General features: G+C 37.5%; 15 protein-coding genes. 11 read left to right on the top strand and 4 right to left on the bottom strand.

Annotated elements, in window-relative coordinates; all coding sequences use genetic code 11:
• Positions 1–43: 43 nt before the first annotated feature.
• The 4 genes from B0A64_RS13610 (at position 44) to B0A64_RS13595 (ending at position 3,908) form a co-directional block, all read left to right on the top strand.
• Entirely contained in the window at positions 44–727 is a 684-nt protein-coding gene (locus B0A64_RS13610; RefSeq protein ID WP_089480070.1) for an SDR family NAD(P)-dependent oxidoreductase, read from the top strand.
• 11 nt (positions 728–738) lie between these two features.
• Entirely contained in the window at positions 739–2,157 is a 1,419-nt protein-coding gene (locus B0A64_RS13605; RefSeq protein WP_089480069.1) for an SDR family oxidoreductase, read from the top strand.
• Positions 2,158–2,371: 214 nt separating this feature from the next.
• On the top strand, positions 2,372–2,851 hold the full coding sequence (locus tag B0A64_RS13600) for a hypothetical protein (RefSeq protein ID WP_089480068.1): 480 nt from the start codon (positions 2,372–2,374) through the stop codon (positions 2,849–2,851).
• A gap of 205 nt (positions 2,852–3,056) precedes the next feature.
• Positions 3,057–3,908, top strand: a complete 852-nt coding sequence (locus B0A64_RS13595; RefSeq protein WP_089480067.1) for a helix-turn-helix domain-containing protein — start codon at positions 3,057–3,059, stop codon at positions 3,906–3,908.
• A 641-nt stretch (positions 3,909–4,549) separates the two neighbouring features.
• Here B0A64_RS13595 and B0A64_RS13585 read toward each other — a convergent pair.
• Together B0A64_RS13585 and B0A64_RS25190 are read right to left on the bottom strand one after the other, a co-directional pair.
• Positions 4,550–4,954 (bottom strand): Dabb family protein, encoded by a 405-nt coding sequence (locus tag B0A64_RS13585; protein WP_089480065.1) that lies wholly within the window; start codon positions 4,952–4,954, stop codon positions 4,550–4,552.
• 330 nt (positions 4,955–5,284) lie between these two features.
• A complete protein-coding gene (locus tag B0A64_RS25190; protein ID WP_165769813.1) occupies positions 5,285–5,428 on the bottom strand; it encodes a hypothetical protein in 144 nt (47 codons plus the stop codon).
• A gap of 734 nt (positions 5,429–6,162) precedes the next feature.
• Between B0A64_RS25190 and B0A64_RS13575 the strand changes: the two genes are divergently transcribed.
• The 7 genes from B0A64_RS13575 (at position 6,163) to B0A64_RS13545 (ending at position 15,035) form a co-directional block, all read left to right on the top strand.
• Positions 6,163–6,969, top strand: a complete 807-nt coding sequence (locus tag B0A64_RS13575) for a helix-turn-helix domain-containing protein (protein ID WP_089480063.1) — start codon at positions 6,163–6,165, stop codon at positions 6,967–6,969.
• 210 nt (positions 6,970–7,179) lie between these two features.
• Positions 7,180–8,535, top strand: a complete 1,356-nt coding sequence (locus B0A64_RS13570) for a TolC family protein (RefSeq protein ID WP_089480062.1) — start codon at positions 7,180–7,182, stop codon at positions 8,533–8,535.
• Positions 8,536–8,559: 24 nt separating this feature from the next.
• Positions 8,560–9,633 (top strand): efflux RND transporter periplasmic adaptor subunit, encoded by a 1,074-nt coding sequence (locus tag B0A64_RS13565; RefSeq protein WP_089480061.1) that lies wholly within the window; start codon positions 8,560–8,562, stop codon positions 9,631–9,633.
• A gap of 12 nt (positions 9,634–9,645) precedes the next feature.
• Positions 9,646–12,708 carry an efflux RND transporter permease subunit gene (locus tag B0A64_RS13560; protein ID WP_089480060.1) on the top strand — a complete coding sequence of 1,021 codons (3,063 nt, stop codon included), beginning with the start codon at positions 9,646–9,648 and terminating at the stop codon, positions 12,706–12,708.
• A 78-nt stretch (positions 12,709–12,786) separates the two neighbouring features.
• Positions 12,787–13,656: an SDR family oxidoreductase gene (locus B0A64_RS13555; RefSeq protein WP_089480059.1), complete on the top strand. Its 870-nt coding sequence runs from the start codon at positions 12,787–12,789 to the stop codon at positions 13,654–13,656.
• Between the two features lie 365 nt (positions 13,657–14,021).
• Positions 14,022–14,495 (top strand): hypothetical protein, encoded by a 474-nt coding sequence (locus tag B0A64_RS13550; RefSeq protein WP_089480058.1) that lies wholly within the window; start codon positions 14,022–14,024, stop codon positions 14,493–14,495.
• 69 nt (positions 14,496–14,564) lie between these two features.
• Complete coding sequence (locus B0A64_RS13545; protein ID WP_089480057.1) at positions 14,565–15,035, top strand: helix-turn-helix domain-containing protein; 471 nt, start codon at positions 14,565–14,567, stop codon at positions 15,033–15,035.
• Between the two features lie 288 nt (positions 15,036–15,323).
• Here B0A64_RS13545 and B0A64_RS13540 read toward each other — a convergent pair whose 3' ends face one another.
• Both B0A64_RS13540 and B0A64_RS13535 read right to left on the bottom strand, forming a co-directional pair.
• The gene (locus tag B0A64_RS13540) at positions 15,324–15,617 is read right to left on the bottom strand and encodes a hypothetical protein (RefSeq protein WP_089480056.1); all 294 of its coding nucleotides are present in this window, start codon (positions 15,615–15,617) and stop codon (positions 15,324–15,326) included.
• A gap of 265 nt (positions 15,618–15,882) precedes the next feature.
• Positions 15,883–17,670 carry a T9SS type A sorting domain-containing protein gene (locus B0A64_RS13535; RefSeq protein WP_089480055.1) on the bottom strand — a complete coding sequence of 596 codons (1,788 nt, stop codon included), beginning with the start codon at positions 17,668–17,670 and terminating at the stop codon, positions 15,883–15,885.
• Positions 17,671–17,982: the final 312 nt, after the last annotated feature.

Raw genomic sequence — 17,982 nt, 5'->3', positions numbered from 1 at the left:
ACAGTAATAGTTTAGAAAGACGTTTTTTTATAAAGTCAAAGAAATGAATAAGATTGTAATTATTGGCGGAAGTAAGGGGATTGGAAATGCTATTTTGCTACAGCAATTAGAACATCATTATGTCTACAATATCAGTAGGACAGATCCTAATGTCTTGCACTCGAATTTGACTCATTTTCAAGCTGATGTGCTACAGGATGTATTGCCTGAAATTGAAAGTATTGATGCACTTATTTATTGTCCGGGTTCTATAAATTTAAAACCCATTTTAAGTTTAGGTATTGAGGATTTTAGAAATGATTTGGAAATTAATGTAATAGGAGCCGTGAGGGTTATTCAGCATTTTCTGCCTGTTTTAAAAAAAGCAGAACATCCATCTATTATTTTGTTCAGTACAGTTGCTGCAAAACTTGGTATGCCATTTCATGCCAGTATTGCTACTGCCAAAGCAGCTGTGGAGGGTTTGGTGAGGTCTTTAGGGGCTGAATTGGCTCCTGTTATACGCATCAATGCAATTGCACCAACAATAACTGAGACTTCTTTGTCGGCTTCTATTTTACGAAATGACCGTCTGAAAGAAAATATGATGGAGCGACATCCTATGAAAAACTACTTAAAACCACAGGAAGTTGCCCAAATGGTCAATTACCTGATTTCAAAAGAGGCTGGATCGATATCGGGCCAGGTTTTTCAAATGGATTACGGCATTGTCACTTTTAAAATATAAACTCCTATAAAATGAAAATTCTCTTAACAGGTGCAACAGGTTATATTGGCAAGCGTCTTTTACCTCTCTTACTGGACAGGGGGCATGAAGTAATATGTTGTGTAAGGGATAAAAACAGGTTTTACTATGACCAAGAATTTGAAAAAAGTATAAAAGTTATAGAAGTCGATTTTTTGAATCCCAAAAGTTTGGAAAATATCCCAGATGATATTGATGTTGCCTATTATTTAATCCACTCTATGTCGGGTTCCGCTTCTAATTATGATGAACTCGAAAGTATTTCAGCACATTATTTTATTGATAAATTAAATAAAACTAATGCCCGGCAGATTATTTATCTCAGTGGTATTGTTAATGACAGGTCTTTGTCCAAACATTTATCGTCAAGAAAGGCTGTTGAAGAAATTTTAAAAATGGCGGTAATGGCAAGTACAACCCTGAGGGCTGGTATTATTGTGGGTTCGGGAAGTGCTTCCTTTGAAATCATACGCGATTTAGTGGATAAGCTCCCGGTTATGATTACCCCTAAATGGCTTAATACCAAATGCCAGCCCATTGCCGTTAGTGATGTTCTAGAATTTTTACTTCGATCCTTGTCAAATCCTCTAACTTATAATCAGAGTTTTGATATAGGAGGCCCTGATGTGCTTAGTTATAGAGAGATGCTTTTAGAGTTTGCCCAAGCAAAAAAACTTAAAAGATATATTTTTACCCTACCTGTTATGACCCCAAAATTATCCTCTTACTGGCTTTATTTTGTAACCTCGACCTCCTTTAAATTGGCATCAGCCCTAGTAAGTAGTATGAAAGTGGAAGTGATCTGCAGTGAGAGTCGAATTAATAACCTTTTGGAAATAAACCCAATACCTTATAAAAAGGCGCTTGAGAGGGCTTTGATAAAGATTAATGAAGATGCCATAGTTTCAAGCTGGAAGGATTCTTTAGTAAGCGGGCAATTTAGAGGAAATGTTGCCAGTTTTCTTAAAGCCCCAAAAAAAGACTGTTTTATTGATCGAAGAAAGAGGCACATCATAAACCGAGACTATACCATTTCTAAGATTTGGTCTATTGGTGGAGACAATGGATGGTATTATGCAGACTGGCTTTGGGGTTTACGTGGCTTTATTGATAAGATTTTCGGAGGCGTAGGTGCCAGACGCGGAAGAACCCATAAAGAGGAAATACATGTTGGTGATGTACTAGATTTCTGGCGGGTCGTCTATGCCAATAAAGCGGAAGGGAAATTGATTTTATACGCCGAAATGAGGCTTCCCGGTGAAGCCTGGCTCGAATTTAAAATTATCAACACCACCTTATATCAGGCTGCTACCTTTAAACCAAGGGGTATAACGGGCAAATTATACTGGTATGCTGTGCTGCCATTTCATGGTTTTATTTTTAAGGGAATGATAAATAAGCTTATTGGCTAAAAAATTTGACCATTAAAATAAAATGGACTGCTGAACTTGGTTTAAGAGCTGAATAAAAATGTAAAATTGAGTATTAATTTTTGGTCTAATCGGCCAAGAAAGGGCATTAATCGAGACTATGTCTCATTCGGTATAAAAGATAGGCAGGATATAAAATATTGTAATTAAATTGTAGTGTATGATTTTTATATTCAATTAATTAACACAAAAAAAGATGAAAAAATTAATCTTTGCAGGTCTGTTTTTGATCACTGTTTTTAGTAATGCTCAAGTTTTAAGCCAAAAAAAGGCTGTTTCCCGACCAGGCTGGGGACCGATAACCAATGTCGAATTTAGGTACTATTATTTACCGGATATCGATATTTATTACGATACTGATAAAAATGAGTTTATTTATGACAAAAAAGGTAAATGGATCCGTGATAAATTCCTGCCTTCGCGTTCTAAAGAATATGATCTTTATGACGGATACACTGTTATTATAACGGATTATAATGGTAAGAAACCTTATGTGTATCACCAAAAACACCTTGCCCTTTTTCCTAAGGAAAATAGGGTTAGTGAGAGGGAATTTTTAAACAATCAAAGCAGTAGAAGTACTAAAACCCTTATTGGGCAGGAGGGCCGGCCTGGTGTTGGTGCTACTAAGTCAATTCCAGCTACCAGAGATACCCCGAATGAAAAACGATTTTAAGGATTAAATGTTACTTAGAGTCTTTATAAGCTGGGCTAATCCCAGAGATGCTAATCTTTGGGATTGGTTCTATAAAAGCCCTAGTGATAAAATTGAAGATATTTTTTTAGTCAAGGGTATAGTTTTAGAGTTATTTATATGGCGGATTTCTAGTTGTAGCATTTTTTTAGTTATTAGATTTTAAATAAATAATTTTAATATTATAATGGAAGAGAAAATATACAATACAGAAGGTAAATTAAGTAGGTTTATCAGTTATTTTTATGTTGCCTCAATTGGAGAAGACCAGCCAGGGCAAACCAAGTTTCTGGTTCCTAATCTTGAAATGATTTTAATTTTGAATTTCGGTCCGCCGTTGGATGTCTGTTTTGGTGGTGATTGTAAATGGTCGCATCAGATCCTTAATTTTGGTATTATCGGGCCTTTGCGAAAGCAACTCAATTACAGGATGCCGCCTGGATCGAGTTTTATAGCTGCCAATTTTACATTGGATGGTTTCTACAAAATTTATAAGGTGTCGCTGGACCACATAAAAGGACAGGAGATATTGGATCCCGATGTAATCTCAAAGTCAGACAAATGCGCTGAGTTAGTCAAGAAACTGGTAGCATGTTCCCATATGGATCAAAAAATTGAACTTTTAAAAAGTCATTTCATCCAATTAATGAAACAGACCAAGGTAAGTTCTAAATTTATACGCTCTTGTACCCAGGAGGATACTGTTATTATTTTTGACGCGGCCAAAATTGCTTCTTCAAAAATGAATACATCAGAGCGTAATGCACAACTTTTGTATAAAAAGCATTTGGGATATTCCTCTAGGGAGAAATTCACGCATGTCCGATTTAAGGAATTGATTAAACATCTGATTAAAATCAAGACCAGTCAAATCAACTGGATTGAAATTGCGGCGGATTTTGGATATTATGACCAGAGCCATATGATTCGGGATTTTAAGAAATTTTTGGATATAACCCCACAATACTTTCTTTCAGAGATTGATACTTTTTGTTTAACACAAGATTTTATTTCTCTGCCTAAAATTAAAAAAAAGTAATCATTTGATTTTATTGGAACTAATTGTAGAATATTCTTTTTTTGTCATTTGGTATTTTATTTTAATTTCGGGAATTGTGGCTGAAAATCCATTTTTTGTTTGGGTTGTGGAATAAAAAAATCCCTGAATTTTATATCAGGGATTTAAAAAATAATCAACAATCTATTAAAATTAAGTCATGTTTATTGTGGAACTTTTATCTCAAAAGTGTTTATAATAGCACAAACCGAAAGGTCAATCCAATTAAGACAACAATGTTGAACAAGGTTTTATTATCAAAATGTTTTTGTGCCTGGTGGTAGGTTATTGAGTCGATTTGATGACTCTTTAGGAGATCCCGTGTAAACCTGTATATTATTTCTTCCTTTGGTTGGTAGCGGTCTCTGAACAGGTGAGGGTGAGTAGGAATCTTTTTGTTTTTGGACATCCAGGGCTAGTCCATAGAATTCTAGATACCAGCTTTCGAAATCACTAGGTGCAATGCGTGTTGTGATATTAAGCATTTCGACTATATCGACACCATGATAGGGGGCAGTACCAAGCCATCGGAGTAAATTAAAGTGAAAGGATTTATCAGAACTTAGTACCATGGTGTTGATTGTAAAAAATTAATAATAATTGGAGGGTTATTTTTTTACGTATTATTTTGGGATTCCACTCCCTTTATAAGAAGAGAGCCCTTTTACAAGCAGGGAGAGCTCTTTATCATTTTCAAATCTTTTGGCGTGTATTTCTTCTATTTTATTTTTAATTTGTGGATCAGGATCATCTGTAAGATCCTGCGAGATCATATTTTTAACTAAGGGAAGTCCTAGGCTGTCCATTTGCCTGTGAATGGGATTGTGCATATAATCCTTATAGTCCTCTATATTGTTTAGGGCAAAGATGGCGCCCATTTCAAATTCACCACCTATATCTTTTCCTACACCATAAAAATTAACGGACTTAATTTCATTTCCCATCTGATGGAATTTTAGTGCAACTTCTTGTTTTTGTTCTTCGGTGACCTCTTTAAGAAAACCAACACGAATAGTATGATAAATCATAATTTTTGTTTTAAGTGGTTCATAATGCAGACAAATATATAAGTCGTAATTATAAAGTCATAGTACAAATACGAAGGGTATGAAAGTGCATTTTAAGATTTGTATTTCTTTTTAAAGCCTGTTAAAAAGGTATTGAATTAAGATGATCTGCATCCTGGCTTTAAATTTTGGGGAGTACCATAGGGGGAGGTAGACTTCTAAAGGCAACCCTGATCAAATACCGGACTATTTATCATTTATGGCATAGAGCTCTAAGTAATACTCTTAAGATGAAATAGCTTGTAGGTGGTGTACTCAATCAGGACGTTGCCTAGAAAAGTTGTCAAAAGACTATTTCCAGGCCATAAAGCCTTGGTACGCAAAGTACAGTACAATTACATATAGGGCGTATTTTAGAATTTTTACTACCATTTGCCATTTTTTTGATTTATTAGGCACTTCTTTTTCATCGTGCTGGTCTTTGTCTTTTCTCATTTTATATCGATTTTAGTTTATTTTATCGTCTGATAATTTTGATTTTCTGCTGTTCAAATTCGTAAAGGATAAGATCCTTTAAAGGATTGCCTTTTTTACGTTTTCGAAACAAAAGTAGAGAACCGATATTTTCTGCCATTGTATGAATACGAAAGGTATTTCGTTAAAATGAATGAAAATACATATGGTAAATCATTGTTTAAGTTTTTTAACCCTTAAAAGACCTTAAAACGATTTTGGGCTTCATTAAGGGGCTCGCTCACTTGCAATTACATTTATGGTAGATCCTTTGCTTTTGCATTGCCAAAAGGATTACCATTAGGTTTGAATTGTTTTATTACTACCATTTATCAGGCTTTTTTTGTACCCTATGGAAGTCAGAAGTTTATTGGCGTTTTTCGTTTTTGTACAATCGTTCCGTTTGCTATTTTTCTAAGTTTGTCTCGCAAAGAAACAGATCAGCAAATAAGAACAGTCTTTGCCAATTAAAACAATAGAAATGGAATAGTTTTTTAATATCGCAAGGAAATCCAGCTTACTATTTAAGTTATACAATACCTGATGTGCTTTTTAATACTCTTATGATTGTGCTGCTTTTCTAAAGTGAGCTTTAACGAGCGTGCCATGATGTTGTACTAAAAGAAGAGCATTCAGTGGTGATCCTTTTGAACCGTCGTCTAGGATGGTTAAAATATTTAAAAAATAGAGGTGTTTAAAGTCTTAAAATAGGAAATATGGAAGGTTATAATAGTTATCGTATGGCAGTTCCTTCAGGTTTTCAAGAAGTGTTCTCTCATTTTTATTTTGCAAAAAATGCCACTAGAGAGGCTATTGATAAAAGCTTTTTACCGCATTATCAAACCATAATGATCTTTAGTTTTGGTACCCCGCCATTGATTTTTAGAGGTGATTATAAAATTATAGTAGAGAGTTGCATTGTCCTTGGTCCTATTAAAAGCTCTTTCGAATATACTCTGCCTGCTGGGGCTGATATCTTTGTGTGCAACTTTATTGATGATGCTTTTTACCGATTCTTTGGCAATGCGGATATTGCCTCTACCAGGGCGATGCATCCTGATACTGTTTTAAATCAAAATTGTTTTACCATTTTGTGGGAGGTGCTAAGTAAGATAAGTTGCAGTGAAGGCAGAGTAGCTACTCTGCTTGATTTTTGTCAGGATTATTTGGGAAATAGAAATGGGATTGCAGAGCAGCTTGCCAATTGTGAGAGTAAAGTTTTAAGTCCTATAAAGGAAATATCGATGCGCAACAATCTATCAGAGCGCGCCGTTCAGGTCAACCACAAAAAACATTTTGGCTATACGGCCAAAGAAATCTATCGTCATGAACGATTTTTACAGGCCATCAAAATGATCCAGCGGGCATCGTTGGAGAGTTCCAGGATTGACTGGTTTGAGATAATAGCCCAATGCGGTTATTACGACCAGAGCCAGCTTATCCGTGATTTCAATCACTACCTAAATCTAAGCCCTCTGAAATACATCAAATTCCAACAGCTGATCTGCAATGCCAATCCTTAGAGAGTATTTTGCAACTTAGGTCTTTTAAATCTTTACTACCAGTTTACATTCGTGTGTCCTTTTTACTGCCATGGATTTTTACAGGTCTATTTGGAGTAGTTCTTCCCAGATACTCTTTAAAATAAGAAACCGAATGAACTGCTTCGTTTTGATACAATTTTTTGAGTTGGGTTCACCGCAATTTTACACTGTAATCAAAAGCGAAAATTTATGACAATTAAAACAACATTGAGCATCTTCGTAGTGATGCTTCTGATGGGTTCGGCTGCCAAAGCCCAGTCGGGAAATCTAGATTCTTATATCCAGGAAGCCTTTAAAGGCAATGAGAGTTTAAAGCAGCGTTTCCTTGAACTGGAAAAATCCCTTTATGCATTAAAGGAAGCCAAAACGCTGTTTTTGCCCACTACAAATTTCGGTGCTAATTACAGCCTGGCCAAAGGCGGAAGATCCATTGAGCTTCCTTTGGGGGATCTTATGAATCCGGTTTACAATACGCTCAATACACTCACACAAAACGATCAGTTTAAAAACCTTTCCAACACTAAAGTAACATTGAACCCGAACAATTTTTATGATGTGCGCCTGCATACTTCAATGGATTTGTACAACAGGGAGACGGTTATCAATGAAAGAATAAAGCAAGGGCAGATCACTTTGGAGAAATCAAAGATTTCAATTTACAAGCGTGAACTAGTTAAAGAAGTAAAAACAGCCTGGTTTGAATATCAGCAGCTTCTGGAGGAAAAAGGCAATTATCAAAGTGATTTGGAGATGATAAATGAGTCACTGCGCATAAATGAGGCTCTTTTAAAAAACGGCAAAATTTATCCCACGCTGGTTCTTCGTTCTCAAACGTATAAAAAAGGAATTGAAAATTCGATTATAGCACTGCAGGCCAGAATTATAAATGCACAGGCGTATTTCAATTTTCTTCTTAACAAACCCTTTGATAGCGCTATTATTGTTGCGCAATGGCCGTCTGAACCCCTTGTGTCTGCTGTTTCTGAAATGGAAGATTCAAAACCTTCGGAGGAACTTGATGCAGCGAGAACGAGCTCCTTAATATCGGGTCTTCAGAACAAGATGGACAGGTCGGCCATGCTCCCTAGGGTGAGTACTTTCATTGATTTGGGCCTTCAGGACTTTGCGTGGAAAGTAAAAGACGGCTCACCCTATTACATTGCTGGGGTGAACATGAAGTGGGAGTTGTTTGCTTTTGGTAGAAACAGGTACAAAACGGCACAATCCTCACTTGGTATGCAGCAGGCTGAATCCCAGTATCAATTAACCGGGCAACGCATTGCCCTTGAAGAAAAACAGGCTGAGAATTTATGTCAGACGGCTTCAAAAAATTATAACAATACGCTTTATCAGGTCGAGCTGGCGGAGCAGTATTATGCTGACCAGCTTAAAATTTACAAGCAAGGGAGGCTCCTGTACATCGAACTGCTCGATGCGCAGACACAACTTACCCAGATCAGGGTAAGGCGTTCGATAGACTACATGGGCTATCAGATTGCCTATGCAGCACTAGAGCGTCTTAAAGCACTATATAAAATCGACTAATCCAATTATAAAAACAGAAATTTTATGAAAACAATACATGTATTATATGCTGCATCTTTTGGGCTGGCAGTTATTTCCTGTGGTCAAAACAAAGTGGAGTCAAAGCCGGCAACTCAGGGGATCCCTGTATCTGTACTGACTCTGAATCCGGGGGAGGGTAATATGCCAATTACAGCCTCAGCCACCCTTACCACAGATGATAATGTAGCTTTAAGCTTTACTACCAGCGGTATTGTTAGTAGTATTTTGGTCAAGGAAGGGGATGCGGTGATCAAAGGACAGTTACTGGCTACTTTAAATGCTACTGATGTAAAGGCCAAAGAGCAGCAGGCACTTCTTGCAAAAGAAATGGCGCTAAGAAATCTCAAGCGCACCGCCAATCTGTATCTGGATAATGTTGCCAGCTTGGAGCAGTACCAAAATGATAAAACAGCATTAGAGATGGCTAACCAGCGATGGATGACCGCCAGTTTTGACCTTGAGAACACGCGTATAAGAGCCGTTAGAAACGGTTACATACTTCAAAAACTAACGGAAGCCGGTTCACAGTCAGCAGCAGGGAGTCCGATACTTACCATGTTTGGAGGCCAGCGGTCGGGGCAGTGGATTGCAAAGACCCAGGTCAATGATAGGGATTGGATTCGCGTCAAGGTAGGGTATAAGGCAGAGGTAAGCATCGGTAGTACATCGGATAAGATACAGGGGGAGGTTATTAGAAAATCGCAGGCTTCAAGTCCTGGAAGCGGTTCGTACCTTGTGGAAGTGCTTCTTAAGGGGCAGGATAACGGGGAGATTGCCCAGGGGATGTTTGCAAAGGTTAGTATTACCGCTGTGGCAAAAGAAGCTGCTGATTCACCGCTGATCAGGATTCCTTATCAGGCCCTTCTTGATGCAGACGGTAGCACTGGATTTGTTTTTATCCCGGGTTCTGATCATAAAGCTAAAAAGGTGAGGGTGGTAATCGATGGAATTAGAAATGACGAGGTGGTAATCAGTAAAGGACTTGAAGGGGTTCAGCAGATTATCCTCGCCGGCAGCGCCTATCTTAAAGAGGGCAGTTATTACACCATTACTAAAAGCAGTACATCACTTAACTAAAGAAACAACGATATGAAAATTTCAGAATTTGCTATAAAGAATAAGCCCTTCACGTTGATTATATTTTCCATGATTGCCGTACTGGGTCTCTCTACGCTTTTTACAATGCCAAGGGCTGAGGATCCGGATTTGCAGAAACCTTCCTTTCCTGTTGTCATTATTTATCCTGGGGCAAGTCCTGAGGATATGGAGAAACTGGTTGTTGATCCACTGGAGAAAGAAATATCGGCACTGGATGATATCAATAAAGTACGTACCACTATAGGTAACGGTATGGCTGTTATTATGGCTGAGTATGATTACAAGTGCGACGTTGAAACCAAGTACCAGGAAATGGTGCGTGTTGTGAATAGCAAAAGGAAAGAGCTGCCCGGGGATATTGCCAGTATTGAGGTAAAGAAAATACTTGCTTCTGATACTAATGTATTTCAGTTGGCCCTTATTTCGGGCTCTGCGCCCAGGGAAAAGATTCGACTATATGCCAAAAGGCTTCAGGACGAGCTAGAAAAAATAAAATCCCTTAAGAAGGTTGAGATACATGGCCTGCCTGATCATCAGGTACGAGTTGAGCTTGATATAGAGAAAATGGCACAACAGCATATATCGCCACTACTAGTTACAGAGAATATCAGAAGTAATATGGAAAATATCCCTGGCGGGGTTATTGAGGCAGGGACTAACAGTTTCAATGTTAAGACCAGCGGAAATTTCAAAGATATAGATGATGTTCGCAATGCCTTAGTATGGAAAGATGCCAATCGAAACATCTATTTAAAAGACATTGCCAAGGTATATTATGGCTATGAAGATGACAATTACCTAACAAGACTTAATGGTAACAGGAGTGTCTTTGTGGTTGCGGCGCAGAAGGACGGGAAAAATATTACCCAAACCCAAAAGCAATACCTGTTTGTGATCGAAAAATTTGCAAAAACGCTTCCTAAAGACATCCAGCTCGTTAAAAACTTTGACCTTGGGGTTGATGTCAACAAACGTCTCTCGGGTCTTGGAGAAGATTTTATTATAGCTATACTTCTTGTTTCAATTACACTTCTGCCCCTGGGATGGAGGGCTGCTGTTATTGTTATGATTTCAATACCCTTATCCCTTGCTATTGCAGTGATCATGCTCAATGTATTTGGATACAGCCTCAATCAGCTGAGCATTGTTGGACTAGTTGTGGCCCTGGGTCTTTTGGTGGATGACAGTATAGTGGTGGTGGAGAATATTGAACGCTGGATATTGGAAGGTCACAGTCCTATGGATGCTGCTCTTAAAGGTACCAAACAAATAGGTCTTGCTATATTAGGCTGTACGGCTTCGCTTATTATTGCCTTTCTGCCTATTGTATTTCTGCCTGAGGCTGCGGGTGATTTTATCAGGGGCTTACCAATGGCAGTAATTTTCAGTGTACTTGCTTCGATGTTAGTGGCTTTAACCATTATACCATTACTGGCTACTAAGCTGTTAAAATCTCATGTAGGACATCCCGATGGAAATATTTTCATGCGCGCTCTGAAAAAAGTAATTCATGGGAGTTATGCCAAATGGCTGGACCAGGCCTTGAGACGACCTGTATTATCACTGTGCCTTACAGCGGTATTGTTTATTGGTTCGCTGTTTTTGTTTAATGTTATTGGATTTATGCTATTCCCCTCCTCGGAAAAACCGCAATTCCTTGTCAATATTACTACGCCGCCACAGTCTTCCTTTGTGTATACCAGTAAAGTGGTATCGGATGTGGAGGCAGTGCTCGGAAAAGAGAGTAAGGTAAGGTTTACGTCTGCCAATATAGGTAAGGGCAACCCGCAGATTTATTACAATGAGATCCCCGAAAATCTGCGTCAGGACTATGGACAGGTATTTGTGCAGCTTGAAGAAACAACCTCAGTGAAAGAAAAGCTTTTATTGATGCAGGAGCTCAGGGTTAAATTCAATTCTTATGCAGGAGCAAAAATAGAGGTTAAGGATTTTGAACAAGGTCCGCCTATTACTGCTCCTATAGAGGTTAAATTATTTGGAGACAACCTGGATTCCTTAAAGGTACTTGCGCAAAGAACCGAGCAGATGCTTAAAAAGACCAAGGGTACCATGTATGTAACCAATCCGATGGGATATGAGAAATCGGACTTTAAGGCGGTAATCAACAAAGAAAAAGCGCTGCTTCTGGGTATTAGCCCAATAGAGATTGACAAGACAATCCGCCTGGCGGTGTCGGGCTTTGACCTGGGAGAGTATCCTGATAAAAACCAAAGTGAGTATAATGTTTTGGTGACCCGTAACAAGGAAGGAAGACCCAAACTAGATGTACTTGAGGGCGTATTTGTTTTTAATGCGAAAGGGGATGCCATAGCGCTTGATCAGGTTGTTGAAATCCAACCGCAGCTTTCTCCGGTTAGCATTAGTCACCAGGAGAAAATAAGAACAGTTTCGGTAAAAGCATTTGTAGAGCAGGGATTTCTAGCTGACAGGGTTTTAACAAAGGTGATCTCTAAAATGGATCATTTTAAATTGCCTCTGGGTTATACATACTCTATGGGTGGTGAAATAGAGACTAGGGAAAATTCTTTTGATGGTTTTTTAAATATCCTTATCGCCACACTGTTTTTATTTATAGCAGTTCTAGTGCTGGAGTTCGGTACCTTAAAGAGTACTGTAATTGTCTTATCAGTAATCCCTCTAGGTGTAATTGGTGCTGTAACTGCACTTTGGATTACAGGCTACCCTTTGTCATTTATAGCGGTAATTGGTATTATTGCCCTGGCAGGTATTGAAGTTAAAAATACCATTTTACTGGTGGATTACACCAACAACTTAAGGAGAGAGGGAATGGGTATCGAAAATGCCATCCGTGAAGCCGGAGAGGTACGATTCCTGCCTATTGTTCTGACCTCACTTACGGCAATAGGGGGGTTGATTCCCATTGCATTATCGAGTAGTCCTTTGATCTCGCCATTGGCCATTGTAATTATAGGGGGGCTGATCAGCTCCACACTCTTATCGAGAATTGTCACACCGGTTGTCTATAAACTAATCCCGCCTGCTGTGGAGCCCGAATCGAAAAAGGACAGCTAAGAGTGAATAATTTTAGAGTAGCCTGTTGGTTTTATAATTATTACCGTAGGTTAAAATTTGAAGTATAAAGATCTATTTATGAAACAGAAAAAACTTTTAATTGCTGGTGGTACGGGAAGTATAGGTACGCAATTGATAAAAAATTTAGTACAGCTGGATATCCATTTCAGGGTTCTTGTTCGTACAAAAGAGCAGGGTGATCTCATGAAGGAGATGTCACAGGCTGAAATCGCAGTAGGGGATTTATCGGATATAGCGAGTTTAATAGGTGTATTCGAAGGGATCGAAAAGGCATTTTTGCTTACGGAGCATTGTGAATCCTCAGTAGAACTGCAGTTAAATTTTGTAACTGCATCTCATAGGGCAGGTGTAGGTCATATTGTCAAGATCTCGCAATTGGCTGCCGATGCAGGCTCTGAGGTCTGCTCTTTGCGGTATCATGGAATTGTAGAGAAGAGGATTAGGGATCTTGGGATGGTTTACACCTTTCTTCGCTACAATATCTTTATGCAGGGGCTGATCCTTTTTGACCATTTTATCAAATATGAGGGTAAATTTTTTGGCGCGATGGGAGATGCCCTTATCAGTGTAGTGGATATCAGAGATATTGCAGCTGTAGCGTCTAAAATACTGACGGAGTACGGGCACGAAAATAAAATCTATACTATTACCGGAGCAGAAGCCCTTAGCCATTATCAAATGGCTGAGGTACTCTCGAGAGTATTGGGAAAAGAGGTGGTCTATATCAATCTTAGCACGGAAGAGATGCGCGGAGCCTTAACTTTGGAGGGATATCCTGAGCAGCAGACCATTGGTCTTATAGGGGATTTTGTTCATCATTGCCGAGCGGAAGCGGCCCAAATTAACAATACGGTGCATACAATCACCGGAGCGCCCGCGATCAGTTTTGAGAAGTTTGTCCGTGATTATGCGATGTTCTTTAAATAAGTGAGCAAAAAATAAGATGGAATGATAAAAATGAAAACATTTTTTTTAGGTGTGGTATTCCTAATTTTATTGGGCACCTTAATCATATTATGTGCAACTCTGTCGGGTTCTTAGCAGTAAGAGGCTTATTAGATAGTGACTGGCGTTGCTATAATTGTACGAACGATGACAGCCTTGCTATTGAGGTTAATGCTTATGGCAATTCTATGTGACCGTTGCACTTCGAATTATTGTTTAGCCTATAAATAGAACCCCCATTATCAATTGTTATAAGGGGGGTATTATGAAAATTTTACCTAAAAAGGATCTGTTTGAAAAAACGCACACAGAGGTCCGCATCACTTTATGACACAAAAATAAGACAAATGAATATTGAGATCATTAAATCAGAAATAGAAATCTACAAGCCTGTCTCAGAGGTGTTTTATCAAATATTTAGTATGGATCTTTTGGCTTTTTTCAGGGACCTACCCCATATACCGCCTCACACCTACCATGTGGGAAGTACAGTGCATCTAAGGCCCGGATTTGAACATCTGATATATTTTGTAAATGGCGATACTGCCCGTCGCAGGCTTAGTACCTATATCCCTGAGACCTCTTTCTCAGGAATTATCGACCAATTTAATATCCTGTATTACCCTGGGCTTTGTGAAATCGAGTACCAGTTCCATTTCCAGGAGGATATAGGTAAAGAGTCGGTCACTCAGCTTAGGTGTGAATACCAGTTCAAATTTCATTCGCGTCTTATGGCATTTCTTTTTACTGTCAATGCGCTGAAGTATGCGCAGCAACATACAGAGAATTACCTGAATGAAATTGGAAAAAAATTCACATAACGCCCTTAGATTTTTCTTGTTTGTTGCAGGATAACAAAGTTAATTGACGAATTTAAAAAAAATAAGTAAATGAAAGATAAAGTGACTAAAATAATCCCTATTTGGAGTAATAGGAGTAACGTAGCTTTACAATATGATAGGGCTTCCACGGTTTGTAAAGCCTCAAGGGAAGAGCTCATTAAGGCTGAATTTCGTGTAATCCACCATAGGCTGGAACAGTACGTGAGTAATAAAAATGATGTTGGGAAGGTTTTAAAAGTTAGTGATTTTGTTAAAATGTATCTCAGAGTACTTGCCATTAGCCAGAATGCGCTTGCATTTCATTTTAAAATGAAATGCAGTACTCTTGATCAACACCTTTCCGGCGAAAGAAAACTCAGCGCAGCGCTGATTTTGAAACTTAGTGTACTTACCCATGTCAGACCCGAGCTGTGGCATGGGGTTGAGATAAAAAATGAGCAGACGCAACTCCATGCAGAAAAAAACAACTGGGAGTTGTATGAGCAATTCGATTACCGGAATTTAATTACAGGGGGTTAAAGTTTTGTCTGTTTTTATCTTGCATTTTATTTAGGCAAAAAAATCCTTGGTGTTTTATCCTAAGCACATCTGATAAATGGCTCCTGATACATGTTTTCGCTGTATCAGTGCCCATTATTCTTCTCTTGATTATTCTCTTCTGGGCGCAGGTAAATATAGTTTAGATTATTTGATTGGTCAGCAGATCAAAATATAAGAACTAATTTAAATAGCTTTTATATTATAAGTTAAGTAATGAGTTTTTGAAGTCCACTCTTAAAATGGCCATTTTTCCCTGAAGTTATATTTTTATTCACAAGAATAGTTCATTGTTTTTTCAAATGATTTATTAATTGGACTCTTGATAATAAGTGGTACACCAAACTGAGTTGGTTCAGAACGATAAGTCTCACTTTTAAGATCTCCTTTCTGTACAGTTGGAAATCCATTACTATCGTACTGATAAGAATAGTCAATAGTAGTGGTGCCTCGAGTGTCGGTATGATTCGAAGTAACTTCTATCTTTTTCAACATATTCATGTTTTTAAATGTCTCCTGTGCATAAAATATTTGTGTAAAATATTCCTTAGGAAGATATTGCAAAGATGGACTATCATTTAAATTAGCAATAAAGCATTGGATATGAAAACAAAAAGTAGAGAAAAAGTTAAGCTACATTTTTGTAATTATTTAATTTATTAAATAGTTTTATAGTTCAAAGCAGAGTGCTTTCTTTTTTTATTTTACCAAATTTCGATGTGTTTATATCCATATTTATAAAAAGTGTGAACAATCTATTCTTTAGATTCAGCAGTCGGAATAATTTAAAAACTAAAGATAAATGTTATTCTTAAATGTGACAGAACCATTATTTCGAGGAATATGATATTAATACTTTTTGAGTAAATCTTTCGTTATCTACCGTTAAAAATTCGGCAATATAAGCGCCATAACTTAAGCCATTAGTTGAAAAAACATAATTCAGATCGCTTCCAATTGCTTTCTTATACAAAACCAATTTACCTGACATATCATATAATTTAAATGATTTTATAGTTAAATTATTAGGATTTGAAACGTTTAGATTGGCATGGCTATTATCCTGACGGATAATAAACTGTTCTTTATTTTCAGAGGGCATTCCTAGTGTTTGATTTGCAAATGCTATTTTAAATCGGTCGGAATATACTCCCGGAGCAACAATAACCTGATAGGTTCCGTTTTTGATATCATGATAGGATTGATCTAAAGTATCGTATAAATAAATAGGCTGCGAAGAATCGAAGTTTATGACTTCCGGAACATAAAACTTAAATGTTGAAGCTACAGCCGCTTTTACTGTTAGTGGTATTTTTTTGGTCTGGTCAAAAGCAATTCCCTGAATTACATAATTATCATTGTTTAGCAGGAAAGTGACATCATTAGGAAGATCCCCATTCATATCTAATGCATCAATACCAATATCTACATTATCAGTTGCTTCGGGAAGAAAAGCTAAAGCCAGCTGTCTTGTAAATTGATTATTGATAATAGTATTTAATTTAAAATGAGAAACGTCGGTTACAGCTGATGCATTTTTTTCTATCTTTTTTATTTGTGCCTTATGTTTTTCAAATTGAGATAAACCACTACCCTCTCTATAAAACAAACGATGCGAATTTTTGAAAATAGCCGTTCCGTTTACGGTGCCATTAAGTATAAATCCCTGACCAATTGCAGCAAATTTACGTTGTATTGAAAGGCCTGATGATAATCCGGTCGTATTTAATGAGCCATCAGCCTTATAAGAACTAAATGCTGCTGCTGCATATAAACCGCCGGAATTTACAGCGATGGGAGAGTATGTTCCATAACCGCCTCTATAATCCGTAAGAAAATGAGAATTCACGGTTTTATCCTGTTCCCAAAAATACGCAATGCCTCCAGTAGCAGTGTTGTCCGGATCTAAAAGAAATGCATTTAAATGTAAAGCCGACGGATAAGGATTACCTGTTAAAGTTGCATTATTAGCTCCCAGTGTTATAATAATCGTGCCGTCATTAGGTTTTCCTCTAAAATCATATCTTTGGGCACTTCCAGGATTATTTACAAGACCGGTTCCTTCAGGATCTGTAGCATCTGTTCCGCTTGTTCCTTTCATAGTAAAACCTTCGCCAGGTGCTATTGCGGTTGTTCCACCAACAAATACCCATTGCGAATAATTGTTTGCATTTACTAATTTATAAATCCATCTGGATGCTATAGATAGTGGATTAGAAACTCCATCAAGTATACCTGTTGGCAATATTAAAGCAGGAGTAGAAATAGTCGGCGATGTTGGGCGATTTAACATGGTAATTCCAAAACTTTCATTACCTGTTAAAGCAGTAGCATTCCCAATGGGAGAACACCAATAATTATAATCAAAATTATCTGTTGTTCCTTCTTGGTATACTGATAGTGTACCTAATCCTGAATTGCCTGAAAAACTGGTAGTTCCTTGAATTAATTGAGAATTATTCCTTAAATACAAATTTGAATTCGCATCTAAATTAATATTTTGCTCTACATATAATAAAACTCCTTTTACATACATATTAGCATTGGGAGCAAAATAAATTTGCGAAATACATTTTGTAGTAGCCAGTACCAAAAAAAGTAATATTGTTCTTTTCATAGTTTTTACTTTTAATATATAAACAATTGTTTATCCGTTTTTTTAATTTGAATAATAACCGCATTATTGTTTTTTAATTTTCTTCTTTTCCTAATAAAAAAAATACCTAATAAAATACCGCTTACCATTAATTTCGAAATGTCGCTGTTTATTGGTAGTCCTGGAGGCGGAGGTAGTCCTGGAGGTGGAGGCGCTGGAGGTGCACTCGTGCTAAGAGAAATATAAAAGAATAAAATAGTAAGCAATTTTAATGTTATAATTTTCATATATTATAAATCATTAGTTAGATGTAATAGTAAGCAGAAGTAAAAT

The organism is Flavobacterium araucananum (assembly GCF_002222055.1).
Classification (GTDB): domain Bacteria; phylum Bacteroidota; class Bacteroidia; order Flavobacteriales; family Flavobacteriaceae; genus Flavobacterium; species Flavobacterium araucananum.
The sequence above is the reverse complement of the archived record's forward strand: the minus strand, read 5'-3'. Positions and strand labels throughout refer to the sequence as shown.